This is a genomic window from Bradyrhizobium sp., from assembly GCF_030654605.1.
GTDB lineage: Bacteria > Pseudomonadota > Alphaproteobacteria > Rhizobiales > Xanthobacteraceae > Bradyrhizobium.
This window is the reverse complement of sequence record NZ_JAURXB010000065.1, coordinates 90,059-115,393: the sequence shown is the minus strand read 5'-3', so window position 1 is coordinate 115,393 and position 25,335 is coordinate 90,059. Positions and strand designations below refer to the sequence as shown.

Genomic DNA, 25,335 nt, shown 5'->3' with positions numbered 1-25,335 from the left:
GCTGCTGGTCGCTCACGGACACGATGGTGGTCCCGATGCCTTGGGTTTCGAGGATGCGTTCTGCACCGCAACCGGTCAAATTACGGATCGCTAATGTCGGCCGGATCCGGATCCGGCGCCGCCGCGCCCGCTACCGACAAAAACCCCGCGAAAACAGATATATTCGCGCCAATTGCGTCGTTTCGAGGAACCTCAAATGCGGCATGGCGCAACATTGACGAAAACAGGTCGCTCCCGTATAAGCCGCGCCAACTGTCCGCGATGGCCCGGTTCGACCGGGGCGGCTCAATTGGGCCGGAAACGGCCCGTTTCGGGCCGGTCAACATCACCGGGCTAACCTCATTCATCAGGCAAATTGCAGCTTAGCCTGCCAATTGTCAGCGGAGAACTACCCGTGAAGCGGACTTATCAACCCAGCAAACTGGTGCGCAAGCGCCGCCACGGCTTCCGCGCCCGCCTTGCCACGGTCGGCGGCCGCAAAGTTCTCGCCGCTCGCCGCGCGCGCGGCCGTAAGCGCCTGAGCGCCTGAGCCGGGCTTCCCGGGGATTTCATCATGGATCGGCTAAGGCAGCGGGCGGACTTCCTCGCCGTTGCCAATGGCGCGCGGGCCAACAGCGCTGGTTTCGTGCTGCAAGGCCGCCTGCGCGACGATGACGGCCCGATCCGGGTCGGCTTCACCGTTACCAAGAAGAACGGCACCGCCACCGAGCGCAATCGCATCCGGCGCAGGCTGCGCGAACTGGTGAAACGGCTGGACGTCATATCCATGCGACCGCACAGTGATTATGTGCTAGTCGGCCGACGTACCGCACTGAACCGCGACTTTGAGACCATGCTCGACGATCTCCGCTCGGCGCTGGGTCGCCTCGAGCGGCAGCCCAAAGACCAGGTGGCGAGACCGCCAAAAATACCTGCCAGAGCGCCTGGCCGCGAAGCGGGCACCGGTTCGCGTCAGGACACCGCGTCGAATAATAAAGACTCTCGCGCCAGCCGCAAACCGAATTGAATGACGAGACCTTGAACGATGACCGATAATCGCAACACCATCCTCGCCGTCATTCTGTCCGGCCTCGTGCTGATCGGCTGGCAATACTTCTTCAACATGCCGCAGATGGAAAAGCAGCGCGCGCAGCAGGCCCAGATGGAGCAGGCCAAGCAGGCGCCGCAGCCCGGCAGCCCGGCCGGCACCCCCGCCACCCCGCAGGCCGGCGCCCCGGGCGCGCCCAATGCGCCAGCCGCTGCCCCGCCCGCAGCGGCACCGGTGGTGGTCAACCGCGAGGTCGCAATCGCAGCGGCGCCGCGCATCAAGATCGAGACCCCCAAGATCAGCGGCAGCATCGCGTTGAAAGGTGCCCGCATCGACGATCTGGCGCTGACGCAATTCCGCACCACGGTCGATCCCAAATCGCCGGCGGTCGTGCTGTTCTCGCCGTCGGGCTCGCCGACGCCCTATTACGCTGAATTCGGCTGGGTCGCCGCCGCGGGCTCCACCGTGCGGCTGCCGGATCGCGACACGCTGTGGCAGCAGGAAGGCTCGGGCAGCCTGGCGCCGAACAGCCCGGTGACGCTGAAATACGACAATGGCGAAGGCCTCACCTTCCGCCGCACCATTGCGATCGACGAGCGCTATCTCTTCACCGTCAAGGACGACGTCACCAATGTCGGCAATGCGCCGGTCACCCTGTATCCGTTCGCGCTGATTTCGCGGCACGGAACCCCGAAGGTCGAGGGCTATTACATCCTGCATGAAGGCCTGATCGGCTATCTCGGCGAGCAGGGCCTGCAGGAATACAGCTACTCGAAGATCGACGAAGAGAAGTCGAAGACCTTCAAGGTCACCAACGGCTGGCTCGGCATCACCGACAAATACTGGGCGGCGGCGCTGCTGCCGGACTCCACGGCGCAGCTGCAGGCCCGGTTCTCGTCCAACCTGGTGGGGGCCACCCGCACCTATCAGACCGACTATTTGCAGGATGCGCAGACCATCGCGATCGGCGGCACCGGCTCTTCCAACGCCCGGCTGTTCGCCGGCGCCAAGGAAGCCAGCGTGGTCGGCATCAATTTTCCGCTCGCCGGTCTCGACGGCTACAACAAGCAGCTCGGGCTCAACCACTTCGACCTCCTGATCGACTGGGGCTGGTTCCACTTCATCACCAAGCCGATGTTCGTGGCGCTGGACTGGTTTTACCATTTGTTCGGCAATTTCGGCGTCGCCATCCTGCTGGTGACGGTGCTGATCAAGATTCTGTTCTTCCCGCTCGCCAACAAATCCTACGCCTCGATGGCGAAGATGAAGTCGGTGCAGCCGCAGCTGGCCGCGCTGAAGGAGCGCTTCCCCGACGACAAGGTGAAGCAGCAGCAGGAGATGATGGAGATCTACAAGAAGGAGAAGATCAACCCGGTCGCCGGTTGTCTTCCCGTCCTGTTGCAGATCCCGGTGTTCTTCTCGCTCTACAAGGTGCTGTTCGTCACCATCGAAATGCGCCACGCCCCGTTCTACGGCTGGATCAAGGACCTCTCGGCACCGGATCCGACCACGCTGTTCAACCTGTTCGGCCTCATTCCGTGGGATCCCATGACGCTCGGACCGGTGGTCGGTCCTTATCTGATGCTCGGCGTCTGGCCGATCATCATGGGCATCACGATGTGGTTCCAGATGAAGCTCAATCCGACGCCGCCGGATCCGACCCAGAAGATGATCTTCGACTGGATGCCGCTGATCTTCACCTTCATGCTGGCCTCGTTCCCGGCGGGTCTGGTGATCTACTGGGCCTGGAACAACCTGCTCTCGGTGCTGCAGCAGAGCTACATCATGCGCAAGAACGGCGTGAAGGTGGAACTGCTCGACAATCTCAAGGCCACGTTCGCCTCGAAGAAGGCCGAGTCGAAGACCTGAGCCCTCATCCTGAGGAGCGCGCTCTTGCGCGCGTCTCGAAGGATGAGCCATCGGGGCTCTCATGGTTCGAGACGGCGCTAAAAAAGCGCCTCCTCACCATGAGGAACCGCAACCGGAAGCCTTCGCATGACCGATGAACCCGATGCGAAGCTGCTCGAACTCGGCAGAAAACTGTTCGCCGGCGAATGGACCTTCATCTGGGCCTCGCCCACGATCGAGACGTTGCCGCCGATGGCAGGCGTCGAGGTCGCGTTTGCCGGCCGTTCCAATGTCGGCAAATCCAGCCTGATCAATGCGCTGACCGGCCGCAACGCGCTGGCGCGGACCTCGCACACGCCGGGCCGCACCCAGGAGCTGATCTTCTTCGAAGGCCCCGACAATGCCGGCTTCCGGCTGGTCGACATGCCCGGCTACGGCTACGCCTCCGCGCCGAAGGCCAAGGTCGCGTCATGGACCAAGCTGATCCACCAATTCCTGCAGGGCCGCGCCAGCCTGGCGCGGGTCTACGTGCTGATCGACGGCCGCCACGGCCTCAAGGAGGTCGATCTCGACGTGCTGAACACGCTCGACAAGTCGGCGGTCAGCTATCAGGTCGTGCTCACCAAGGCCGATCAGGTGAAACCGGCCGAGCTCGAGCAGCGCGTCGCCGACGTCAGGAACGCGCTGCTAAAACATCCCGCTGCCTTTCCGGAAATCCTGGTGACCTCCTCGCGCACCGGCGCCGGAATGCCGGAATTGCGCGCCGCCATGGTGCGGCTGCTCGGCGAGCGGAGCTGACGATGGGTTCGCGCCTTCCCCGGATCCTGATCGTGCTGGCCGGCGTGATGGGCGCCGACGGCGTGATGCTGGCGGCGGCCTCGGCGCATCTGCCCGACGCCGCACGGCTGGCATCGGCCTCGTCGATGCTGCTGCTTCACGCCGCAGCGCTGCTGGGCACCGTGGCGCTGGCGGAGCGCGGCGTCATTCATCTCGGGATCGGGATGCTGGCCGGCTGGGGCTTTTTCGTCGCCACCGCCCTGTTCGCCGGCGACCTGACGCTGCGGCATTATGCCGGCCACGGGCTTTTTCCGATGGCCGCACCGACCGGCGGCGCGCTGCTGATCGCAAGCTGGCTGGCGCTCGCGGTGGCGGCGGCGTGGCCGAGACGCATCGAGAAATCGTAGATGGGGTAACGGCCATGCTTTGCGCCCCGCCCGCCAATCAGATAAGAACCCGGCCAACCCAAATCTGACGAGACCTGCTTCATGACCGACGCGCCGCATATCAGTCCGCTCGATCAGGCCCGCATCCTGTCCGAGGCGCTGCCGCACATGCAGCAGTATGACGAGGAAACCATCGTCATCAAATATGGCGGCCATGCCATGGGCGCCGAGGAAACCGCCAAGGCCTTCGCCCGCGACATCGTTCTTCTGGAACAGACCGCCATCAATCCGGTGGTGGTGCATGGCGGCGGGCCGCAGATCGCCACCATGCTGAAGCGGCTCGGCATCCAGTCCGAATTCGCCGCCGGCTTGCGCATCACCGATGCCGCCACCATCGAGATCGTCGAGATGGTGCTGGCCGGTTCGATCAACAAGCAGCTGGTCGGCTACATCAACGAGGCCGGCGGCAAGGCGGTCGGCCTCTGCGGCAAGGACGGCAACATGGTGATCGCCTCGAAGGCGACGCGCACCATGGTGGATCCGGATTCGCATATCGAACGGGTGGTCGATCTCGGCTTCGTCGGCGAGCCCGAAAAGGTCGACCTGACGCTGCTGAACCAGCTGATCGGCCATGAACTGATCCCGGTGCTGGCGCCGCTGGCGACATCGGCCTCGGGGCAGACCTTCAACGTCAACGCCGACACGTTTGCCGGCGCGGTCGCCGGCGCGCTGAAAGCGAAACGGCTGCTGCTCCTGACCGACGTTCCCGGCGTGCTCGACAAGTCGAAGAAGCTGATTCCGGAACTGTCGGTGAAGGACGCGCGAAAACTGATCGCCGACGGCACCATTTCCGGCGGCATGATCCCGAAGGTCGAAACCTGCATCTACTCGCTCGAGCAGGGCGTCGAGGGTGTCGTCATCATCGACGGCAAGACCCCGCACGCCGTGCTGCTCGAACTGTTCACCAACCAGGGCACCGGCACGCTGATCCACAAGTGATGACCCACGCGGCCAGGAAAGTGAGAGCCGTCATGGCCGGATTTATTCCGGCCATCCACGTCTTGCTTTCTGGTCGCAGGGAAGACGTGGATGCCCGGGTCAAGCCCGGGCATGACGGACTTGATGCTACGCCGGTTTCTTCCTCGGCCTTGCGAAATGTGCTGATCTCATTGCCCGCGGCCGCGATCTCCTACCTCTTCTCGGCCGTGCCGGCCTATGCCGACCTGAAACTCTGCAACCGCATGAGCTATGTGGTCGAGGTCGCGATCGGCATCGACGACAAGGCCGCCACCGCGACGCGCGGCTGGTTCCGGATCGATCCGGCGGCGTGCCGCGTCGTCGCGCAGGGCACGCTGACCGCCGACCGCATCCTGCTCAATGCCCGCGCGCTCGGCGTCTACGGCTCGTCGCCGGTGCCGCAGAGCGGCAACGACACGCTCTGCATAGCGCCGGACAATTTCGTCATTGCCGCGGCCCGCCAGTGCCGTGCCGGACAGACCCCGGCGCCGTTCACCCAGATCAATCCGACGAAGACCGACGACGGCCATCTGGTGGCGTATCTGGCGGAAGGCAGCGAATATGACGACGAGCAGGCGCGGCTGGCCGCCATTCAGCGGCTGCTGGTGATCGCGGGCTATGATGCGGCGCCGATCGACGGCCTCGACGGCCCGAAGACGCAGGCCGCACTGGCGGCATTCCTGAAAAGCCGCGGGCTGACCGCCGACCTGGTGCAGTCGCCGAAATTCTTTTCCACCATGATCGACGCGGTGCAATCGCCGTCCACCACCGGGCTGACCTGGTGCAACGACACGCCGCACAAGATCATGGCCGCGATAGCCACCGACGACGGCAAGACCGTGATCAGCCGCGGCTGGTACCGCATCGATCCCGGCAAATGCCTGCATCCCGACGTGTCAGGCCAGCCGAAGCAGATTTTCAGTTTCGCCGAGGCGGTCGACGGCGAAAACCGCGCGCTCAAGTTCAGGGACCGGCCGCTGAACTGGGGCGGCGCCACCCAGCTCTGTACCCGCGAGAGCAAATTCGAGGTCAACGACCAGCACGACTGCGGCAACCGCGGCCTCACCGTGACCGGCTTTGCCGCCGTCGACATGAGCAGCGGCGGCAAGACGCTGCGGTTTGCATTGCCGTGATCTTCCGTCGTCCCTGCGAACGCAGGGACCCATAACCACCGGCCCCAATTGGAATCGCAAATGCCCGCAACAATCGCGTTCAACTCGCACCGTGATCACGACAGCCGCCGCGGCGTATGGGTCCCCGCGTTCGCGGGGACGACGGGATGAGAGAGATGACAACTCCCCGCCGCTTCACCGACATCGACACCTGGGTGTTCGATCTCGACAACACGCTGTATCCGCATCACGTCAATCTGTGGCAGCAGGTCGATACCCGTATCGGCGAGTTCGTCAGCGCCTGGCTGAAGATCACGCGGGATGAGGCGCGAGTGATCCAGAAGGACTATTATCGCCGCTACGGCACCACCATGCGAGGCATGATGACCGAGCACGGCGTGCGCGCCGACGACTATCTCGCCTATGTGCACAGGATCGATCATTCGCCGCTGGAGCCGAACCCGGCGATGGGCGCTGCGATCGCCAGACTTCCCGGACGCAAGCTGATCCTGACCAACGGCTCCACCGACCACGCGAGCGCGGTGCTGGCGCGGCTCGGCATCGGCGACCACTTCGAGGCGGTGTTCGACATTATCGCCGCGGACCTGGAGCCGAAGCCGGCGCCGCAAACCTATCAGAAATTCCTCAGGGATCACGGCGTGACTCCCGCCACCTCGGCGATGTTCGAGGATCTGGCGCGCAACCTCGTGGTACCGCACCAGCTCGGCATGACCACCGTGCTGGTGGTGCCCGACGGCTCACAGGAAGTGGTCCGCGAGGACTGGGAACTGGAAGGCCGCGATGCCGCCCATGTCGATCATGTCACGGATGACCTGACGGGGTTTTTGCAGAAGGTGTTGTCGACGTAGTAAGGAACAGCTCCAACAACACGTCGTCCCGGTCCCCGAGCCGGGACCCATAGCCACCGGCCAATGGGATTGCGAAAGATCGTCAAACAGCTTCCGTGTGCCGAAAGATCACGCGGTGTGGGTCCCGGCGCGGAGGCCGGGACGACGGTTGGGAGAGTCTTGACTCTCCCCTGCCAAATCCCGACAAAAGCCTCCCAATTGCCGCCCCGACAATCCCGCGCGCCCTGAGGAAATCTCGATGTCTCTCGCCTCCCTCGAATCATCCGTCAACACCGCGTTCGATGCCCGCGACAGCGTCTCGACCGCGACCAGGGGCGAAGTCCGCGACGCCGTCGATTCGGCGCTCGAACTACTCGACAAGGGCGAGGCCCGGGTTGCCGAGCGCGACGTCAGCGGCAAGTGGAAGGTCAATCAATGGCTGAAGAAGGCGGTGCTGCTGTCGTTCCGGCTCAACGACATGAGCGCGATATCAGGCGGCCCCGGCCAGGCCTCGTGGTGGGACAAGGTGCCCTCGAAGTTCGACGGCTGGGGCGAGAACCGGTTTCGCGACGCCGGCTTTCGCGCGGTGCCGGGCGCCATCGTCCGCCGCTCGGCCTTCATCGCCAGGAACGTGGTGCTGATGCCCTCCTTCGTCAATCTCGGCGCCTATGTCGATGAATCCACCATGATCGACACCTGGTCGACGGTCGGCTCCTGCGCCCAGATCGGCAAGCGCGTGCACATTTCCGGCGGCGTCGGCATCGGCGGCGTGCTGGAGCCGCTGCAGGCCGAACCCGTCATCATCGAGGACGATTGCTTCATCGGCGCGCGCTCGGAAGTCGCCGAAGGCGTGATCGTGCGCAAGGGCGCGGTGCTGTCGATGGGCGTGTTCCTCGGCGCCTCCACCAAGATCGTCGATCGTGACACCGGCGAAACCTTCATCGGCGAAGTGCCGGAATATGCCGTCGTGGTGCCCGGCAATCTGCCGGCTCGCCCCCTGAAGAACGGCCAGCCCGGCCCGTCCACCGCCTGCGCGGTGATCGTCAAGCGGGTCGACGAGCGCACCCGCGCCAAGACCAGCATCAACGAGCTGCTGCGGGATTAATTCGAACCGAATTCGGCGTCGCACGACCAATCTTCCGGAACCGCCGGCCATTGCCGGCGGTCCGGAGGTCGCGATGGACTACGCCTGGTTACTCCTGAGCTTCAGGGGCCGCCTCAACCGCGCCAGATATCTCGTGGTGCAGTTGGCGCTCCTCACCGCCTGGCTCGTATTGTGGCTCAAGCTCTCGCCGCAATCGGAGGCGCTGCACTGGGTCGTCGCACTCACGATGTTCTGGCTCAACACCGCCACGACGGCGAAGCGGCTTCATGACCGCAACCGGAGCGGCTGGTGGGCGGTTGCCGTCCTTTTCGTGAACCTGCTTTCCTATGCGTATTACAGCCTCTTTATCGGCCTCTATTTCGGCGTCGATATCTCGATCGGCAAGGAATTGCTGCTCGTGATGCTGGCGGTTGCCCTGCCCGTTCTGCAAACCTGGGTCGTCATCGAGTTGTTTTTCCTGATGGGGTCAGATGGACGCAACCGGTTCGGGCCCGATCCGCTTTCACAGGTCACGACCGGCGCTCCGGCGCCCTCGCGACCAATTCAGGACAACGTCCCGGCCTTTCTGGTGCGCAACGCCGGCTTGCCGCTCGCAGCACATGGGCGGCGATCCTAGGTTCGAACCGAAATCGGGCGGTGTGCGACCAATATGCCGAACCGCGGGATCTCCCGCGCCGGAGGTTTCCCGATGGACTGGAACTGGTTTCTGTTCAGCTTCGACGGCCGCATCAATCGCGCCAAACTCTGGCTCGCGGTGCCGGTCATCCTGTCCTGGATGATCTTCCTGGGCCTGCTGGCCATCGTGCTCGGGAGCCTGTTCGGCAACCCCGCACCGACAGGTTCACTCAGTTTCAGCACCTCGGATCTCTTCAAACTGCTTAATCCCGACTCATATCAGTCGTTGCGAACTGCCGGTCAGCCATTGCTGCTCATCAAGGTGGTCGGCACACCGCTGGTTCTGTGGGTCTACCTTGCGACGTCCATCAAGCGACTGCATGACCGCGACAGGAGCGGCTGGTGGATGGTCCCGTTCTTCGCAATGCCCGGCATTTTCAACGAACTCGCCGATCGGTTCGAGTATTCCCATGCGGCGATGGCGCTGGGTCTTGCCACCTTCGTGCTCTACCTCTGGGGCTTCGTCGAGATGTATTGCCTGAAGGGGTCGCGCAAGACCAACCGGTTCGGACCCGACCCGCTGGCGCCGATCGATGCAATGCCGGGCTGGCAGCAGCGGAGCGAAATCGAAATGGTGCCGCACAAGGCTGGTCCACCTCCGGTTTGGTATGTTAAGCGGAGTGCATGAATGATGCCCTCTCCGCTCTCTCCATCGCCCGCGACCTGCTGCGCTGCCCCTCGGTAACACCGGCTGATGCCGGCGCGCTCGGCGTTCTCGAAAACATCCTGCAGGCCGCCGGCTTCGAGGTGCACCGGGTCACCTTCGGCGAGCCCGGCACCGCCGATATCGACAATCTCTATGCCCGCATCGGGGCTTCGGCGCCGCACATCACCTTTGCCGGACATACCGACGTGGTGCCGCCGGGCGACGAGAGCGCCTGGACCCATGGCGCGTTCTCCGGCGACGTCAAGGACGGCTTTCTGTACGGGCGCGGCGCCGTCGACATGAAGGGCGGCATCGCCTGCAGCGTGGCCGCGGTGCTGGAGTATCTCGCAGCCCATGATGGAAAGCCGAAGGGTTCGATCTCGTTCCTGATCACCGGCGACGAGGAGGACATCTCCGTCAACGGCACCATCAAACTGCTGCAATGGGCGGCGGCCCGCGGTGAGAAATTCGACCACTGCGTGCTCGGCGAACCCAGCAACCAGGAAGTGATGGGCGACTGCATCAAGGTCGGCCGGCGCGGCTCGCTGCATGGCATGCTGTATGTCGACGGCATCCAGGGCCACGTCGCCTATCCGCACCGCGCGGCGAATCCGGTGCCGGATATTTCAAGGTTGATCGTGGCGCTCAGCGACGAGCCGCTCGATCACGGCAGCGCCCAGTTCCAGGCCTCCAACCTCGAATTCACCTCGGTCGACGTCGGCAACAAGGCCGGCAACGTGATCCCCGGCCAGGCTCGCGCGAAATTCAACATCCGCTTCAACGATCTCCACACCCAGGAGACGCTGCGCGAGTTGGTGGAAGCGCGCATGACCAAGGCGTGCGGCAACCGGATCAAGGCCCGGATCGTTTGGGAGCCGTCGAATTCCAACGTGTTCGTGACAAAGCCCGGTCCCTTCACGGATCTCGCGGTCGCCGCGATCGAGGAAGTCACCGGCCGCAAGCCGGAACTGTCGACCTCCGGCGGCACTTCGGACGCGCGCTTCATTTCGAGCTACTGCCCGGTGATCGAGTTCGGCCTGGTCGGCCAGACCATGCACCAGATCGACGAGCGGACGCCGGTTGCCGATCTTGAAAAATTGACGAAGGTCTATCGCGGCGTGCTGGATAGGTATTTTGGGTGATCTGTTTTCTTCCCCCTCTCCCGCTTGCGGGGGAGGGCCGGGGTGGGGGTGCTTCAACAGCACCGGCGCCAGCGGATAGAATTCCCCCACCCGCGCGCTTCGCGCGCGACCTCCCCCGCAAGCGGGAGAGGTAAAGAAAGCTAATAATCCACCCGCACCAGATACAGCCCGTCCGGCGGCGCGACCGGGCCGCAGGCGGTGCGGCTTCTCGCGTCGAGCGCCTTCTGCAGATCGTCGGCGCTCCAGCGGCCCTCGCCGACCCAGACCAGCGAGCCCACCATCGAGCGCACCTGGCTGTGCAGGAACGAGCGCGCCGAGGTGATGATGTTGACGGCGTCGCCGTCTCTCACCACGTCGAGCTGGTCGAGCGTCTTCTCCGGCGATTTGGCCTGGCATTCGGTATCGCGGAAGGTGGTGAAGTCGAACTTGCCGACCAGCCGCTGCGCCGCCTCATGCATGGCGTCGCTGTCGAGCGGCCGCGGCAGCCGCCAGACCTTGCCGATGTCGAGCGCAAGGTTGGCCCGGCGATTGGAGATGCGATAAATATAATGACGCTTCCTGGCCGAGAACCGCGCCTCGAAACTGTCGGGGACGATCTCTGCACTGAGCACGCCGATCGGATGCGGCCGCAAATGCGCGTTGAGGCCGTCGCGAAAGCGGCCCGGCACGAAATGTTTGGCAATGTCGCAATGCGCGACCTGTCCCAGCGCGTGCACCCCGGCATCGGTGCGGCCGGCGCCGTGCACGCGCACCCGCTCGCCGCAGATTGCCTTGACCGCGTCTTCCAGGGCGCCCTGCACCGTGGCGCCATTGTCCTGCAGCTGCCAGCCGCAGAACGGCGCGCCGTCATATTCGATGAGGAGTTTGTAGCGGGGCATCACACGAGCCGCAGCGGCGGTCGCAACGGGGTGCCGCGCAAAAATTCCTGCGCCTTCATCGGCTTTGCGCCGGCGCGCTGCAGGTCGAGAATGCGGACCGCGCCGTCCCGGCAGGCAATCGTCATGTGGTCATCGAGCAGATCGCCCGGCGCGCCCTCTCCCCTGGCCAGTTCGCAGCGCAGTATCTTGATCCGGACCTGCTCGCCATCGATCGCCAGTTCGCACCAGGCGCCGGGAAACGGCGACAGCCCGTGAATGTGGCGCAGTACCTCGCGGGCCGGCCGGTTCCAGTCGATCCGCGCTTCGGCCTTTTCGATCTTGGCGGCGTAGGTCACGCCCTCATCGCTCTGTTTCGTGAGCTGCAATCTGCCGCGCTCCAGCGCGCCCATCGCGCGCACCATCAGGTCGGCGCCGAGCGGCGCCAGCGCGTCATGCAGATCGGCGGCCGTCATGGCATCTGATATCGCCAGGCGTTCGGCCATGGCGACGTCGCCGGTATCGAGACCGACATCCATTTTCATCACCATCACGCCGCTCTCGGCATCGCCGGCCATGATGGCGCGGTTGATCGGGGCGGCCCCGCGCCAGCGCGGCAGCAGCGAGGCATGCAGATTGAAGCAGCCGAGCGGCGGCGCATCGAGGATGGTCCTGGGCAGGATCATGCCATAGGCGACGACCACCGCGGCATCGGCCCCGTGGGAGCCAAACTCCTCCAGCGCTTCCGGCGTCTTCAAGGTGGTGGGCGTGAGTACCGGGATGTTGAGCCGCCGAGCTTCCTGCTCCACCGGAGTCGGCTGCAGCTTCATGCCGCGCCCGGCGGGCTTGGCCGCGCGGGTATAGACCGCCGCGATCTCGTGGCCATGGGCGACGAGTTCCAGCAGCGTCGGCACTGCGAAATCGGGCGTGCCCATGAAGATCAGACGGAGCGGCATATTCGCGGAAGTCCCTACGGCAAATTCAGTTTACTCGTCATGGCCGGGCCTGACCCGGCCATCCACGTCTTTGGTCCGCGAAGAAAGTAAGACGTGGATGCCCGGGTCAAGCCCGGGCATGACGGCTGAGAGAACTCTACTCCGTCGCCCGCTTCGCGGCTTTTGTAAACTTCTTCAGCACGCGGTCGCGCTTCAACTTCGACAGATAGTCCACGAACAGCACGCCGTTGAGGTGGTCGATCTCGTGCTGGATGCAGGTCGCGAACAGGCCGTCGGCGTCTTCCTCATGCACCTTGCCGTCGAGGTCGGTGAAACGGATGCGCACCTGCGACGGCCGCTCGACCTCTTCGTAATATTCGGGGATCGACAGGCAGCCTTCCTCGTAGACTGAAAACTCTTCCGACGACGACACGATCTCCGGGTTGATGAAGACCCGCGGTCGCGGCGAGATCTCGCCGTCCTCGTTCTTCTTGGCGAGGTCCATCGTGATCAGCCGCAACGGCTGCGCGACCTGGATTGCCGCGAGACCGATACCGGGCGCGTCGTACATGGTCTCCAGCATGTCGTCAGCCAGCCGGCGGATCTCTGCCGTGACCTTTTCGACAGGTTTGGAGATCAGCCGCAACTGCTTGTCCGGCAGGATGATGATTTCTCTGAGTGCCATGGTCTTTCTGGGTGCCTTCGGGGGCGATTTAAGCTGCCGATCTGCCGGGGTCAATGCGTCAGCCGAGCCCGTTAACCCCGCGCTAACCATGAATCTTCAGGCAAACTTAACCACGAAAATCAGGCTTCGATTAACCATAAACGTTCCCTCTTCGTTCGCGTTTCCCGCCGAATCGGCTACAAGGGCGGCATGAACGAGATCCTTTTCATGGTCGGCGAGGTGCCGGTCCACACCGGCGAGGCGCTGCTCGGTTTCGGCGCGCTGGCGCTGGTGCTGCTGCTGACCATCGCCATCGTCATCGCGCGCTCCGGCAGCCGGGGAGCGGCGGTGGCGATGGCGCAGGCCATCCGGGCCGACGAGCTGGAGGAGCGGGTCAGCGAAATGCTGCGGGCCCAGTCCGAGGCCACCGGCCGGGTCCACGAAATGGGCCAGGCGCTGGCCGGCCGCCAGGCTGACATGGCGCGCGCCGTCAACGAGCGGCTGGATTCGGTCACCCACCGGGTCGGCCAGTCGATGGAAGCGACCACCCGCAACACCATGGATTCCCTGCGCGTGCTGCATGAGCGGCTCGGCATCATCGACAACGCGCACAAGAACCTCACCGACCTGACCTCGCAGGTCACCACGCTGCGCGACGTGCTCGCCAACAAGCAATCGCGCGGCGCCTTCGGTCAGGCCCGGATGGAAGCCATCGTCCAGGACGGCATGCCGAAGGGCGCCTACGAGTTCCAGTACACGCTGTCATCGGGCAAGCGGCCGGATTGCGTGGTGTTCCTGCCGGACCAGCGCCCGCTCTGCATCGACGCCAAATTTCCGCTGGAGGCGATGACCGCGCTGCATGACGCGCGCACCGACGAGGAAAAGAAATACGCCACGCAGCGGCTGCGCGCCGACGTCATGAAGCATGTCAGCGATATCGCCGAGAAATACCTGATCACAGGCGAGACCCAGGACACCGCGCTGATGTTCGTGCCGTCGGAATCGGTCTATGCCGAAATCCACGACGGCTTCGACGACGTGATCCAGAAGGCCTACCGCGCCCGCGTGGTGCTGGTGTCGCCGTCGCTGTTGATGCTGGCGATCCAGGTGATGCAGCAGATCCTGAAGGACGCGCGGATGCGCGACGCCGCCGACCAGATCCGCACCGAGGTGCTCAACCTCGGTGACGATCTCAACCGGCTGCGCGACCGCGTGCTGAAGCTGCAGAAGCATTTCGGCGACGTCAACGAGGATGTCCGCCAGATCCTGATCTCCGCCGACAAGATCGAGAAGCGAGCGGGCCGGATCGAGGAGCTGGACTTCAGCAAGGCCGAGGCCTCCGCCGAGACGGCGCCTGTCGCCAGGCCGGCCAGCGCCGAACTGTTCCCGCTGGCCCGCAAGCTGCAGGCGGGGGAGTAGGCGGGCGCGATGGAGAGTACACAGGCGCAACACATGATGCTGTCATCGCCCGGCTTGACCGGGCGACCCGGTAAGCCGCGGCCTCTCGATTGATCTCGGACGCCTCTGGAATACTGGGTCCCCCGCTTTCGCGGAGGACGACAACTTTGGTTGTTTGTGGTTCTTGGGACGACGCTATCAAGCTGATAGCCTTCAACCTCCGGCGATCTCCGGATAAAGATCAATCCAGTTCGGATTGTCTTTCTCAATCAACGCTATCTTCCAAGCGCGCGTCCATTTCTTCAATCGCTTCTCACGATGAATGGCAGCTTCGATGTCCTCGAAGCATTCGAAGTACACCAGTCGACTCACGTCATAGTCTTTGGTGAAACTTTCGGTCGCGCCCGTCTTATGCTCCCACACTCGACGAACGAGGTCGTTGGTCACGCCAATGTAGAGCGTGCCGCCGATGCGGCTCGCGACGATGTAGACGTAGAAGGTACGTGCACCCATCTACCGCCTCTGGAATACTGGGTCGCCCGGTCGAGCCGGGCGATGACATTATCATTATTATTTCACCATCCCGAATCTGCTAGCACTGCGGCATGACCAGCGCACCTGACAGCTTGCCCAAGGCATCGATCGCCCCCACCCCGCGCGCCTCGTGGCGCGAGGCGTGGGCGGTGTATCTGCAGCCGCGCGTGCTGATCGTGCTGCTGCTCGGTTTTTCTTCCGGCCTGCCGCTGGCGCTGTCGGGATCGACGCTGCAGGTGTGGATGGCCGAATCCGGCGTTGACCTGCGCACCATCGGGCTGTTTGCGCTGATCGGTACGCCCTATACGCTGAAATTTCTCTGGGCGCCGTTGGTCGACGCGCTGCATGTGCCGCTCTTCACCCGCACCTTCGGCCGCAGACGGGGCTGGCTGGTGTTCTCGCAACTGCTGCTGATCGGTGCAATCCTGCTGCTGGCACTGACCGACCCGGTACGCTCGCCGCTGTTCGTGGTCCTAGGCGCGCTGCTGGTGGCGACGACGTCGGCAACCCAGGACATCGTGGTCGATGCCTTCCGCGTCGAGAGCTTGCCCGAAAGCGAGCAGGCCGCGGGCATGGCCTCCTACGTCGCAGCCTACCGGATCGGCATGCTGGTCTCGACCGCCGGCGTGCTGTTCCTGGTCGCGGCCTTTGAGGGCGCAGGCATCGTGCGCACGTCGGCGTGGATGTGGGGCTTTATTGCCATGGCCGCGCTGGTGCTGATCGGCACCATCACCGCACTTGCCGCCACCGAGCCCGCACAATCCGCTCGCGCGGAAGCCGCGACCCGCGGCGAGGCCGCGTTCTCACGCGTCATGCATGCGGCCGTCAGAGCGTTTTCTGAGTTTCTGGTGCGTAAGCAGGCTTGGGCGGTGCTGGCCTTCGTCGTGCTCTACAAACTCACCGACGCATTTTCCGGCGCCATGACGGCGTCGTTCGTGATCAAAATCGGCTTCAGCAAGGTCGACTATGCGGCTATCGTCAAGGGCGTCGGCCTCGCCGCGACTCTGATCGGCGGTTTTGCCGGCGGTTATGTGGCGCGGCGCTATTCGCTGGCCGCCAGCCTCTGGATCGGCGGCGTGCTGCAGGCGCTCTCCAACCTGGCGTTCTGCTGGCTCGCCCTTGTCGGCGTCAAGCAATGGGCGCTGGCCGTCGCCATCACGGCGGAAAATTTCACCGGCGCGATCGGCACCGTGATCTTCGTCGCGTATCTCTCGGCGCTGTGCCAGAACCCGCTGCACACCGCGACCCAATATGCGCTGCTAACGGCCCTTGCCGCGGTCGGGCGCACTTATCTCTCTGCGGGCTCGGGCTATGTAGCCGAGGCGACAGGCTGGCCATTGTTCTTCGTGGTGTCCGTCGTGGTCGCGGTTCCGAGCCTGATCCTGCTGGCCTGGCTGCAGCGGCGCGGGCATTTCGACGAGCTGGGGCCGGTGCGGGTTTAGCTGCGAAGCTTACGCAACGCTGCGCCAACAACCTCAGTCGTCATCCCCGCGAAGGCGGGGACCCAGTATTCCAGAGACGTTGGTGATAGAGCCGAGACGGCCCGGCGTACTGGGTCGCCCGATCAAGTCGGGCGATGACGAGTAGTGGTTGTGCAGCAGTGGCTGCTCCCATCGAACACAAAGCACTTCAATGCTTCGTCACCACGCTCCATTTCGTCACCACGGCTTCGCTCATCTGCCCGGCGTCCTGCGCGCAGGCGACTTCGTCGACCTTGATCGAGATTGCCTTGCCGATGAAACCCTTGAGCTGCGCGGCCTGGGCGTCGCTCGACGTGATCAGCTGGAAAGTCTCCGGTCCGGTCTCCAGGTTGCAGAGCCCGTTCGGCGGCGGCAGCCGGCGTGGTTCGCTGGTGACCTGGTAGGTGGCGACCTTCTTGCCCTTCTTGGCCCCGCGCACCTTCATGGCGTTGAGTTCGCCCGACAGCACGTCCCCGGCGTTGATCAGCCGGCCCGGCTTCGGCGCAGGCTCGGCCTGCTGTGCGGATGCGGCAGGCGCGGCGCATGCCGCCGCGATCGTTGTCACCAAAGCAAGACGTTGGCCGAATCGTCGAATCATCATGTCGTTCATTTCCGTTTGCGATTGTCAGAATAGCGTGCGCTGCCGCATGGCTGCGGACAGGGTGCCTTCGTCGAGGTAATCGAGTTCGCCGCCCACCGGGACGCCGTGCGCCAGCCTCGTCACCTTGACGCCGGCCTCCTGCAGCAGGTCGGTGATGTAATGCGCGGTGGTCTGGCCGTCCACCGTCGCATTCAGGGCGAGGATGATTTCGGTCACCCGCTGGTCGTGCGCGCGCGCCACCAGCGCATCGATGGTGAGGTCCTGCGGACCGACGCCGTCGAGCGGCGACAGCGTCGCGCCGAGCACGTGATAGAGGCCATTGGTGGCATGCGCGCGCTCCAGCGCCCAGAGATCGGCGACGTCGGCGACCACGACGATGATCGAGGGATCGCGCCGCGGATCGGTGCAGACCGTGCAGGGATTTTGGGTATCGATATTGCCGCAGGTCTTGCAGACCTGGATCTTGTCGATCGCCACCTGCAGTGCTGCGGCCAGCGGCGTCATCAACGCCTCGCGCTTCTTGATCAGGTGCAACGCCGCGCGCCGCGCCGAACGCGGGCCGAGCCCCGGCAGCCGCGCCAGCAGCTGGATCAGACGTTCGATTTCGGGACCGGCAACCGCAGAAGCCATGTGGGCTAGCCGAGCCCCAGTCCGGGCGGCAGGCCGAGCCCGCCGGTCAAAGCCTGCATCTTCTCCTGCATCGCGGCTTCCGCCTTGCGCTGCGCATCGTTGTGCGCGGTCACCAAGAGATCCTCGAGGATCTCGCACTCGTCCGCCTTCATCAGCGACGGATCGATCCTGACGGCCTTGACCTGCATCTTCGCGGTCATGCGGACGCGGACCAGGCCGCCGCCGGAAATGCCCTCGACCTCGACGTTGCCGAGCTCTTCCTGCATCGCCTGCATCTTGGATTGCAGCTGCGCCGCCTGCTTCATCATGCCGAGAAAATCAGCCATGAATGCCTTCCTTCAAAATCTAGAGATCGTCGTTGTCGGGAGTCTCGGCGGGGTCTTCACCGTTAACATCGGATTCCGGCGTCTCGGGGGCAAGCTTGCGCACCTCGATCACCTTGGTGCCGGGAAACCGCGCCAGCACCTCCTGCACCCGCGGATCGGCTTCGGCGGCGCGCTCGCGCTGGTTCTTCTGTACTTCGTTCTGCGAACGCAGCGTCGGCTGTCCAGGCTCGTTGGACACGATCACGGTCCAGCGCCGCCCGGTCCATTGTTCCAGCTTGCGCGAGAGATCGTTGACCAGGGTCCGCGGCGCGGTGGGCTCCAGCGCGAGTTCGAGCCTTCCGTCCTCGATGCGGACCAGCCGGACATGGGCTTCCAGCGCGCCCTTGATCATGAGATCGCGCTTCTCACCGGCCAGCGCCACCAGTTCGGGGAAGCTGGCGATTTTCATCGCCGCAGGAGCCGACTGCGCATCGGCCACCGGCGCCATCATCTGCGGTCGTGCGGATGCCTCGGCACTGGCGCGCGGCGCGGAAGATGCGCGGGCCGCTGAAGATGACATGGAAGACACCGTCGATGCGGAGGTGGCTCGCGCCGACGCCGAACTCGATGCGACCACCGGCGAGGCGCCGCCATTCTGGTCCAGCATCCGGATCGCCTCGTCCGGCGTCGGCATGTCCGCGACATAGGCGATGCGCACCAGCACCATTTCGGCCGCGGCCGCCGGCCGGGTCGCGGCCTGCACCTCGGTGATGCCCTTGAGCAGCATCTGCCACATCCGCGACAGGATGCGCATCGAGAGCTTTGAAGCAAAGTCGCGGGCGCGCACGCGCTCGGTCTCGCCGAACGCGACATTGTCGGCGGTGGCCGGCACGATCTTGACCCGGGTGACGAAATTGACGAATTCGGCGAGGTCGCTCAGCACCACGATCGGGTCGGCGCCGGTATCGTATTGCTCGCGGAATTCCCGGAATGCGCTGGCGATGTCACCGCGCGCCAGCGAATCGAACAGGTCGATCACCCTCGTGCGGTCGGCGAGGCCCAGCATCTGCCGCACCGCATCGGCGCGCACCGGGCCGGCCGCATGCGCGATGGCCTGGTCGAACAGCGACAGCGAATCGCGCACCGAGCCCTCCGCCGCGCGGGCGATGATGCCGAGCGCCTCGGGTTCGACCTCGACGTTTTCCTTGCCCGCGATATTGCCAAGGTGCTTCATCAGGACGTCGGCCTCGACCCGGCGCAGGTCGAAACGCTGGCAGCGCGACAGCACCGTGACCGGGACTTTGCGGATTTCGGTGGTGGCGAACACGAATTTGGCGTGTTCCGGCGGCTCTTCCAGCGTCTTCAGGAAGGCGTTGAAGGCCGCGGTCGAGAGCATGTGGACTTCGTCGATGATGTAGACCTTGTAGCGCGCGCTGGCCGGCGCATAGCGCACGCTGTCGTTGATCTGGCGCACGTCGTCGACGCCGGTATGGGAGGCGGCGTCCATTTCCAGCACGTCCATGTGCCGGCTTTCCATGATGGCCTGGCAGTGCACGCCGGGCACCGGCATGTGGATGGTCGGCCCCTTGGCCGATCCGTCCGGCAGCTCGTAATTCAGCGCGCGGGCGAGGATCCGCGCCGTGGTGGTCTTGCCGACGCCGCGCACCCCGGTCAGGATCCAGGCCTGCGGAATCCGGCCGGTTTCGAACGCGTTCGAGACGGTGCGGACCACGGCGTCCTGGCCGATCAGATCTTCGAAACTGGAGGGGCGGTATTTGCGCGCCAGCACCCGGTAATGCTTGCCGGCCTGCGGCGGGCCGCCAAGGTCGAAACCGCCCTGATGGACGCTTTCGGGATCGCCTGATGGCGTTACGGGAGTGCCAGCGTCGGTCATCGATCGATCCGCAATGTTTGTCTCTCGAAGCCGGCTTGCGGAACATTACTTGGCGCGTATTCTGATCGCAAAACCGGTACCCACTTTTGCGGAATACGCGACGAAACTGAATCAAGCGCATGACGGGATGGCCCATCTAGCGCGATTCGCTCGAAAAAACAGGTAGGAGACTGACGAGCGACCCGATCCGGACCTCGTTAGGGCTGCTTCCTTCCGGACCTGACCCGGTTGGCGAGTGGCTCGTCCACCGCCAATCTCCCGGTCCTTATTTGGGGCCAAAAGCCCCGGAAAGCAAGCGGGGCATCGGGTATCCCTGGGGTGCCCAAAATGCCCCAATTCGTCATGCCGGGCTTAGCCGTCCAAGGGACGGCGCCGCTTCCGCTCGCCCATGCCCGGCCGTCCACGCCCTTCTTTCCGGCGGCGCACGAAAAAAGACGTGGATGCCCGGCATAAAGCCGGGCATGACGGGTGTTGTTTGCAGCTGCCGTCTCTGCGACGCTGCCGCGCTTGTTCGAGAACCCACATGCCTTCTGACGCTCCCGCCTGGTCGCTGCACTCCCAGCTCAAGAAAGACACCATCGATATCGGCGACCTGCCGCTGTGCAAGGTGCTGGTGATCAAGGACGCGCATTACCCCTGGCTGCTGCTGGTGCCTCGCCGGGCCGACGCCGTCGAGATCATCGACCTCGCCGAGGTCGAGCAGGCGCAATTGATGACGGAAACGTCCCGTGTCGCCCGTGCCCTGAAAGAGGTCACCAAGTGCGACAAGCTGAATATCGCAGCGCTGGGCAACCTGGTGCCGCAGCTGCACGTCCATGTCATCGCGCGTCGCACCAGCGATGCCGCGTGGCCGCGTCCGGTCTGGGGGGTGATGCCGCCGCTCGCGCATGACGCGGAAGAGGTCCAGAATTTCATCAGCGCGCTTCGTCGCAAGATTTGGCTTGGTTGAACTCATGACAGCATTCGATTCCTTTCCACTCGGCCGTCCCGCTTTCGTCACCAACATTCTCGATCGCGCCGCGCACCTGCGCGGCAGCGACGAGAAATTGTTCGCGCTGGAGGGGCATCGCGACGCCCGCGCCTATGTGGTGCACCGCGATTCGCTGGTAGTGAAGCAGGACGCCGGCGGCCCCCGCGTGCTGCTGACCATCGACGAGGCGCTGAAGTACGGCGCCAACCCCGGCACGATTTTTCTCGGCCTGCGCGACGGCGCGGCGGTGTTCGGCATGGGCATCTCGGCGGCCTCGGTTGAAAAGCTGCTGACACGCGACGACGTCGCCGTCACCGAACTGCGCGGCATGGCGATGCAGGGCGCGGTGCCGCCCGAGCAGCTCTCGGCGATCGCGATGGCGAAATCGATGGTGAGCTGGCATCAGCGCCACGGCTATTGCGCCAATTGCGGGACCCGCACGGCGATGAAGGAAGGCGGCTGGAAGCGCGACTGCCCGAGCTGCAAGGCCGAGCATTTTCCGCGCACCGACCCGGTCGTGATCATGCTGGTGACCTCGGGCGAGAAATGCCTGCTGGGGCGACAGAAGCAGTTTCCCGCGGGCATGTGGTCGTGTCTGGCGGGCTTCGTCGAAGCCGCCGAAACCATCGAGGACGCGGTCCGCCGCGAGATCTTCGAGGAATCCGGAATTTGCTGCACCGACGTCAATTATTACATGACGCAGCCCTGGCCCTATCCGTCATCCCTGATGATCGGTTGCACGGCGCGCGCCACCACCGAAGACATCATCGTCGACCACATGGAACTCGAGGATGCCCGCTGGTTCGACCGCGCCGAGGCGACGCTGATGATCAAGAGGGAGCATCCCGACGGCCTCGCCGGCCCGCATCCGTTCGCGATTGCCCATCATTTGCTGGGGCGCTGGCTGCATGAGGGCCCGGACGCACCCGCATAGCGGGGAACACGTCATGGTTCCATCCATTACCCCCGGACACAGGTTCCGGCAGAACGCGGAGCCGCTATGACGGATTCCCGCATGAACTTTCACGATGCCGCGCCAAAAATCCCGCCGCGCATCCTTTGCATCGGCATGCCGGTGCGCGACCTGACGTTCCGCGTCAGCGGCGTCCCGGCGCGCGGTTCCAAGGAGAACGCTACTCATTTCGACGAAATCTGCGGCGGCAACGCGCTCAACGCCGCGATCGGCATTGTCCGCCTCGGTGGGCGCGCCTCGATCTGCGGCCCGATGGGCGACGCCCGTGAAGCATCCAGCCGCTTCATCTTCGAAAAACTCGCGCATGAAGGCATCGAGACCAGGCACATCATGCACATGCCGGGGCTGGTGACGCCGATCTCGACCGTCATGGTCGATCCCAGCGGCGAACGCACCATCGTGACCTTCCGCGATCCGGAGCTTTGGAAAGTGCGGCTGCCCAGCCCCGAGAAATTGCTGGAGGATTGCGCCGCCATCCTCACCGAGAGCCGCGCCGCGGAATTCTGCACGGATTTGTGCGCCGAGGCACGCCGCCGCGGCATTCCCGTGGTGGTGGACGTCGACCGCGCAATGTCGCTGCGCGAGGGCCTGCTGAATGCCTCATCGCATCTGGTGTTCTCGAGCGAGCCCTTACAGGAGACCGCCGGCATCGCCGACGACGGCGAGGCGCTGAAAAAGATTGCAAAACTGACGCCGTCATTCCTGGCTGGGACGCGCGGGCCGAAAGGCACGATCTGGCTCGACGAGCAGGGCCATCTGCAGGAGACGCCGGCCTTCCCGGTCCACACCGTCGACACGCTGGGAGCCGGCGATGTCTTCCATGGCGCGTTCGCGCTCGCGATCACCGAAAAGCAGGAATTGCGGCAGGCGCTGCGATTCGCCTCCGCCGCCGCGGCGCTGAAATGTACCCGCCATGGCGGCGCCTTTGCCGCCCCGCAACGTGTTGAAGTGGAACAGCTTTTGAGCCAGAGCCAGCCTGCCGCTCCGGCCCAGGGCGGCCAATAGCAGGCTTGTCATAGAAGATTTTTCTCTATATGAGGGTGATTAGCTCCCCAGATGGAACAAAGTTCTTCTCATGACCGACATTGCCCCTCAGATCACCGAGCCCAACCGCCGCCTCGACGCCATCGACCGCAAGATCCTGACCGTGCTGCAGGAAGACGCTTCGCTCTCGGTCGCCGAGATTGGCGACCGCGTCGGGCTGTCGTCGACCCCGTGCTGGAAGCGCATCCAGCGGCTGGAGGCCGACGGCGTCATCCTGCGCCGGGTCGCCCTGGTCGACCAGAACAAGATCGGGCTCGGCATCACGGTGTTCGTCTCGGTCGAGAGCGCCGATCATTCCGAGGCCTGGCTCAAGACCTTTGCCGGCGCCGTCAGCGCGATGCCGGAGGTTATGGAGTTCTATCGCATGGCCGGCGACGTCGACTACATGCTGCGCGTCGTGGTCGCGGACATGGCGAGCTATGACGTGTTCTACAAGAAGCTGATCAGCGCGGTGCCGCTGAAGAACGTCACCTCGCGCTTTGCGATGGAGAAGATCAAGTCGGTGACGGCGCTGCCGGTTCCGGCGGTGGCCTGACAGGCATCCTCCGTAGTTCTCCCTCCGGATGTTCATCCGAAATTAGCTTTGTCGCGCTAACCAGTCGGTATGGGCACGGACCGGGATATCATCACCTCTCGCTGGCCGGCCTGGCTCAATGCCACAGCCTTGCTGCTTGCCAGCGTCGTCGCGGTCGCCGCGCTCTCGCTCCAGGTTCGGCCCGGCGCCGAAATCGTGGCTGTCGCCTTTCCGCCCTGGTGGAACACCCAGCAAATTTTCGAGGCCGCCGCCTCCGCTGACGCCGCGATCGTCAGAACCACCGCCCTTGCAGCCATCGTCGTGGTCAGGCCGACCGATCAGGAAGGCCTGAGCCGTTTGCGCCAGGCCGGCGCGTGGCTGACGATCGATCCCCAGGCCATTGCGGCCTGCTTCAACACCCCTGCCAAAGAAATCTGAGAAGGAAATCTGAGCATGTATATCGGCAGCAAGGATCTCGACGCTTTGCGTGAAACCGCCAGCAAGGCGCTGATCGCACTGCTCTGGCTGCATGTTCCGATTGCGATGGCCGTCGGCATGGCGCGCGGCGCCTGGCTGATACCGACCCTTCTCACGGCCGCCTTCGCCGCCGCGGCGACGTTGTCGTGGCGCGCCGCAGGCAACGGACTTTCGACCAGCCTCGTGGTCGCCGTCGCGCTGATGGGCGGGGTTTCGGTGTTTACCTGGGAGCTCGCAGGGCATCCCTGGCAGATCGACATGCACATGTACTTCTTCGCGGCGCTGGCCTGTCTCGTCGCCTATTGCGACATCAGGCCGATCCTCGCCGGAACCGTTGCTGTCGCCCTGCATCATCTGGCGCTGAATTTCATCATTCCGGCGGCGATCTTCCCGGGCGGCGCCGATTTTGGCCGCGTGGTGCTTCACGCCGGTATTCTCATCCTCGAAGCCGGCGTGCTGGTGCTGGTTGCCTATCAACTCGAGCGGCTGTTCATGACGACGGCGCAAAAGACCGCGGAAGTCGAAGCCGCAACCGCCGCCGAGGCCCGCGCCACCGCCGAACGCGGCCAGGCCGAGCAGCAGTCCAGGCTGGAGCGTGACGCCGCCATGCGCCGGCTCGCCACCGAATTCGAGAACAAGGTCGGCCATATCGTCGAAGCCGTCGCGGTGGCCGCCCGCGAAATGCAGGGCATGTCCTCGTCGATGAGCAACAGCAGCGGGGCAGCCGCGCGACAGACCGCGGCAGCCGCCGCCGCATCGACCCAGGCCTCGCTCAATGTCGGAACCGTGGCCTCGGCGGCCGAGCAACTGACCGCCTCGATCAGCGAGATTGCACAGCAGGCGACCCGCTCCGCCACCGTTACCGGAAAGGCCGCCGACGAGGCCCGCCGCACCAATGCCGTCGTCGAGGGCCTCGCTGCCGGAACCCACAAGATCGGCGAGGTCGTGACCCTGATCCAGAGCATTGCCAGCCAGACCAACCTGCTGGCCCTCAATGCCACGATCGAGGCAGCGCGCGCCGGCGAGCACGGCCGCGGCTTTGCGGTGGTCGCCAGCGAGGTCAAGGCGCTGGCCAATCAGACCGCGCAGGCGACCGAAGAAATCTCGTCGCAGATCCAGAGCATCCAGGCGGCGACCGGCGAGGCCGTCAGCGCGATCCAGGCTATCGGCGGCACCATCGCCGAAATCAACGAAATCTCCAACGCCATTGCGACCGCGGTCGAACAACAGGGTTCGGCGACACGCGAAATCTCCGGCAACGTGCAGCAGGCGGCGAACGGCACCCGCGAAGTCAATGAGAACATCGTCGGCGTCGCCGAGGCTTCCAGCGATCTCGGCAGTTCGGCGTCGAAACTGCTGGACGCGGCGACGGGGCTATCGTCGCAGTCGGAACGGCTGAAATTCGAGGTCGCCAGCTTCCTCGGATCGGTGCGCGCGGCGTAGACCGCGCTCGCGAACAACCACGATTGTCGTCGCCCGCGAATGCGGGTGACCCAGTA

At 64.5% G+C, this 25,335-nt stretch carries 28 protein-coding genes and 1 other RNA gene; 20 read left to right on the top strand and 9 right to left on the bottom strand.

Features of this window, described 5'->3' with window-relative positions; genetic code table 11:
* Positions 1 to 394: 394 nt before the first annotated feature.
* The 12 genes from rpmH to dapE all read left to right on the top strand — a co-directional run bounded on the left by rpmH (position 395) and on the right by dapE (position 10,583).
* Positions 395 to 529 carry a 50S ribosomal protein L34 gene (gene rpmH, locus Q7U29_RS05895; RefSeq protein WP_011471298.1) on the top strand — a complete coding sequence of 45 codons (135 nt, stop codon included), beginning with the start codon at positions 395 to 397 and terminating at the stop codon, positions 527 to 529.
* A 24-nt stretch (positions 530 to 553) separates the two neighbouring features.
* Positions 554 to 1,006 (top strand): ribonuclease P protein component, encoded by a 453-nt coding sequence (gene rnpA / locus Q7U29_RS05890; RefSeq protein WP_304739446.1) that lies wholly within the window; start codon positions 554 to 556, stop codon positions 1,004 to 1,006.
* Positions 1,007 to 1,024: 18 nt separating this feature from the next.
* A complete protein-coding gene (yidC, locus tag Q7U29_RS05885) occupies positions 1,025 to 2,896 on the top strand; it encodes a membrane protein insertase YidC (RefSeq protein WP_304739444.1) in 1,872 nt (623 codons plus the stop codon).
* A gap of 126 nt (positions 2,897 to 3,022) precedes the next feature.
* The gene (gene yihA / locus Q7U29_RS05880; protein ID WP_304739442.1) at positions 3,023 to 3,673 is read left to right on the top strand and encodes a ribosome biogenesis GTP-binding protein YihA/YsxC; all 651 of its coding nucleotides are present in this window, start codon (positions 3,023 to 3,025) and stop codon (positions 3,671 to 3,673) included.
* Positions 3,674 to 3,675: 2 nt separating this feature from the next.
* A complete protein-coding gene (locus Q7U29_RS05875) occupies positions 3,676 to 4,059 on the top strand; it encodes a DUF423 domain-containing protein (RefSeq protein WP_304739440.1) in 384 nt (127 codons plus the stop codon).
* An 81-nt stretch (positions 4,060 to 4,140) separates the two neighbouring features.
* Positions 4,141 to 5,037 carry an acetylglutamate kinase gene (argB, locus tag Q7U29_RS05870; RefSeq protein WP_304739438.1) on the top strand — a complete coding sequence of 299 codons (897 nt, stop codon included), beginning with the start codon at positions 4,141 to 4,143 and terminating at the stop codon, positions 5,035 to 5,037.
* Positions 5,038 to 5,201: 164 nt separating this feature from the next.
* Positions 5,202 to 6,188 carry a DUF1036 domain-containing protein gene (locus Q7U29_RS05865; protein ID WP_304739464.1) on the top strand — a complete coding sequence of 329 codons (987 nt, stop codon included), beginning with the start codon at positions 5,202 to 5,204 and terminating at the stop codon, positions 6,186 to 6,188.
* A gap of 155 nt (positions 6,189 to 6,343) precedes the next feature.
* Positions 6,344 to 7,036 (top strand): pyrimidine 5'-nucleotidase, encoded by a 693-nt coding sequence (locus tag Q7U29_RS05860; RefSeq protein WP_304739436.1) that lies wholly within the window; start codon positions 6,344 to 6,346, stop codon positions 7,034 to 7,036.
* A 238-nt stretch (positions 7,037 to 7,274) separates the two neighbouring features.
* On the top strand, positions 7,275 to 8,120 hold the full coding sequence (dapD, locus tag Q7U29_RS05855; protein WP_304739435.1) for a 2,3,4,5-tetrahydropyridine-2,6-dicarboxylate N-succinyltransferase: 846 nt from the start codon (positions 7,275 to 7,277) through the stop codon (positions 8,118 to 8,120).
* Between the two features lie 73 nt (positions 8,121 to 8,193).
* Entirely contained in the window at positions 8,194 to 8,736 is a 543-nt protein-coding gene (locus tag Q7U29_RS05850) for a DUF805 domain-containing protein (RefSeq protein WP_304739433.1), read from the top strand.
* Between the two features lie 72 nt (positions 8,737 to 8,808).
* Complete coding sequence (locus Q7U29_RS05845; RefSeq protein ID WP_304739431.1) at positions 8,809 to 9,423, top strand: DUF805 domain-containing protein; 615 nt, start codon at positions 8,809 to 8,811, stop codon at positions 9,421 to 9,423.
* Positions 9,420 to 10,583 (top strand): succinyl-diaminopimelate desuccinylase, encoded by a 1,164-nt coding sequence (gene dapE / locus Q7U29_RS05840; protein WP_304739429.1) that lies wholly within the window; start codon positions 9,420 to 9,422, stop codon positions 10,581 to 10,583. The genes Q7U29_RS05845 and dapE overlap by 4 nt, the downstream gene beginning before the upstream one ends.
* A 140-nt stretch (positions 10,584 to 10,723) precedes the next feature.
* On the opposite strand, the gene truA is transcribed toward dapE, so the two are convergent.
* From truA to def, 3 genes are all read right to left on the bottom strand, one after another.
* Complete coding sequence (gene truA, locus Q7U29_RS05835) at positions 10,724 to 11,461, bottom strand: tRNA pseudouridine(38-40) synthase TruA (protein WP_304739428.1); 738 nt, start codon at positions 11,459 to 11,461, stop codon at positions 10,724 to 10,726.
* Positions 11,461 to 12,393 carry a methionyl-tRNA formyltransferase gene (fmt, locus tag Q7U29_RS05830; RefSeq protein ID WP_304739426.1) on the bottom strand — a complete coding sequence of 311 codons (933 nt, stop codon included), beginning with the start codon at positions 12,391 to 12,393 and terminating at the stop codon, positions 11,461 to 11,463. Before fmt ends, truA begins: the two co-directional genes overlap by 1 nt.
* 136 nt (positions 12,394 to 12,529) lie before the next feature.
* The gene (gene def / locus Q7U29_RS05825; protein WP_304739424.1) at positions 12,530 to 13,057 is read right to left on the bottom strand and encodes a peptide deformylase; all 528 of its coding nucleotides are present in this window, start codon (positions 13,055 to 13,057) and stop codon (positions 12,530 to 12,532) included.
* Positions 13,058 to 13,246: 189 nt separating this feature from the next.
* Between def and Q7U29_RS05820 the strand changes: the two genes are divergently transcribed.
* Complete coding sequence (locus Q7U29_RS05820) at positions 13,247 to 14,455, top strand: DNA recombination protein RmuC (protein WP_304739422.1); 1,209 nt, start codon at positions 13,247 to 13,249, stop codon at positions 14,453 to 14,455.
* Between the two features lie 192 nt (positions 14,456 to 14,647).
* On the opposite strand, the gene Q7U29_RS05815 is transcribed toward Q7U29_RS05820, so the two are convergent.
* Positions 14,648 to 14,947, bottom strand: coding sequence for a GIY-YIG nuclease family protein (locus tag Q7U29_RS05815; protein ID WP_304739420.1), 300 nt, complete (start codon positions 14,945 to 14,947; stop codon positions 14,648 to 14,650).
* A gap of 92 nt (positions 14,948 to 15,039) precedes the next feature.
* On the opposite strand from Q7U29_RS05815, the gene Q7U29_RS05810 reads away from it, so the two are divergent.
* Complete coding sequence (locus Q7U29_RS05810) at positions 15,040 to 16,410, top strand: MFS transporter (protein ID WP_304739418.1); 1,371 nt, start codon at positions 15,040 to 15,042, stop codon at positions 16,408 to 16,410.
* 187 nt (positions 16,411 to 16,597) lie between these two features.
* Here the strand turns inward: Q7U29_RS05810 and Q7U29_RS05805 are convergent, their stop codons facing one another.
* The 5 genes from Q7U29_RS05805 to ffs all read right to left on the bottom strand — a co-directional run bounded on the left by Q7U29_RS05805 (position 16,598) and on the right by ffs (position 20,117).
* Complete coding sequence (locus Q7U29_RS05805; protein ID WP_304739462.1) at positions 16,598 to 17,026, bottom strand: hypothetical protein; 429 nt, start codon at positions 17,024 to 17,026, stop codon at positions 16,598 to 16,600.
* 27 nt (positions 17,027 to 17,053) lie between these two features.
* Positions 17,054 to 17,659: a recombination mediator RecR gene (gene recR, locus Q7U29_RS05800; RefSeq protein ID WP_304739417.1), complete on the bottom strand. Its 606-nt coding sequence runs from the start codon at positions 17,657 to 17,659 to the stop codon at positions 17,054 to 17,056.
* Between the two features lie 5 nt (positions 17,660 to 17,664).
* On the bottom strand, positions 17,665 to 17,985 hold the full coding sequence (locus Q7U29_RS05795; RefSeq protein ID WP_304739415.1) for a YbaB/EbfC family nucleoid-associated protein: 321 nt from the start codon (positions 17,983 to 17,985) through the stop codon (positions 17,665 to 17,667).
* Between the two features lie 19 nt (positions 17,986 to 18,004).
* Positions 18,005 to 19,858, bottom strand: coding sequence for a DNA polymerase III subunit gamma/tau (locus Q7U29_RS05790; protein WP_304739413.1), 1,854 nt, complete (start codon positions 19,856 to 19,858; stop codon positions 18,005 to 18,007).
* Between the two features lie 162 nt (positions 19,859 to 20,020).
* Positions 20,021 to 20,117: signal recognition particle sRNA small type (gene ffs / locus Q7U29_RS05785), an RNA gene on the bottom strand.
* A gap of 264 nt (positions 20,118 to 20,381) precedes the next feature.
* Here ffs and Q7U29_RS05780 point away from each other — a divergent pair.
* The 6 genes from Q7U29_RS05780 to Q7U29_RS05755 all read left to right on the top strand — a co-directional run bounded on the left by Q7U29_RS05780 (position 20,382) and on the right by Q7U29_RS05755 (position 25,279).
* Positions 20,382 to 20,807, top strand: a complete 426-nt coding sequence (locus tag Q7U29_RS05780; protein ID WP_304739411.1) for an HIT domain-containing protein — start codon at positions 20,382 to 20,384, stop codon at positions 20,805 to 20,807.
* A gap of 4 nt (positions 20,808 to 20,811) precedes the next feature.
* Positions 20,812 to 21,762 (top strand): NAD(+) diphosphatase, encoded by a 951-nt coding sequence (gene nudC, locus Q7U29_RS05775; protein ID WP_304739409.1) that lies wholly within the window; start codon positions 20,812 to 20,814, stop codon positions 21,760 to 21,762.
* A gap of 81 nt (positions 21,763 to 21,843) precedes the next feature.
* Positions 21,844 to 22,806 carry a sugar kinase gene (locus Q7U29_RS05770; protein WP_304739407.1) on the top strand — a complete coding sequence of 321 codons (963 nt, stop codon included), beginning with the start codon at positions 21,844 to 21,846 and terminating at the stop codon, positions 22,804 to 22,806.
* 70 nt (positions 22,807 to 22,876) lie between these two features.
* Positions 22,877 to 23,380: an Lrp/AsnC family transcriptional regulator gene (locus tag Q7U29_RS05765; protein ID WP_304739405.1), complete on the top strand. Its 504-nt coding sequence runs from the start codon at positions 22,877 to 22,879 to the stop codon at positions 23,378 to 23,380.
* A gap of 69 nt (positions 23,381 to 23,449) precedes the next feature.
* A complete protein-coding gene (locus Q7U29_RS05760) occupies positions 23,450 to 23,797 on the top strand; it encodes a hypothetical protein (protein ID WP_304739403.1) in 348 nt (115 codons plus the stop codon).
* Positions 23,798 to 23,812: 15 nt separating this feature from the next.
* Entirely contained in the window at positions 23,813 to 25,279 is a 1,467-nt protein-coding gene (locus Q7U29_RS05755) for a methyl-accepting chemotaxis protein (RefSeq protein WP_304739402.1), read from the top strand.
* Positions 25,280 to 25,335 lie beyond the last annotated feature (56 nt).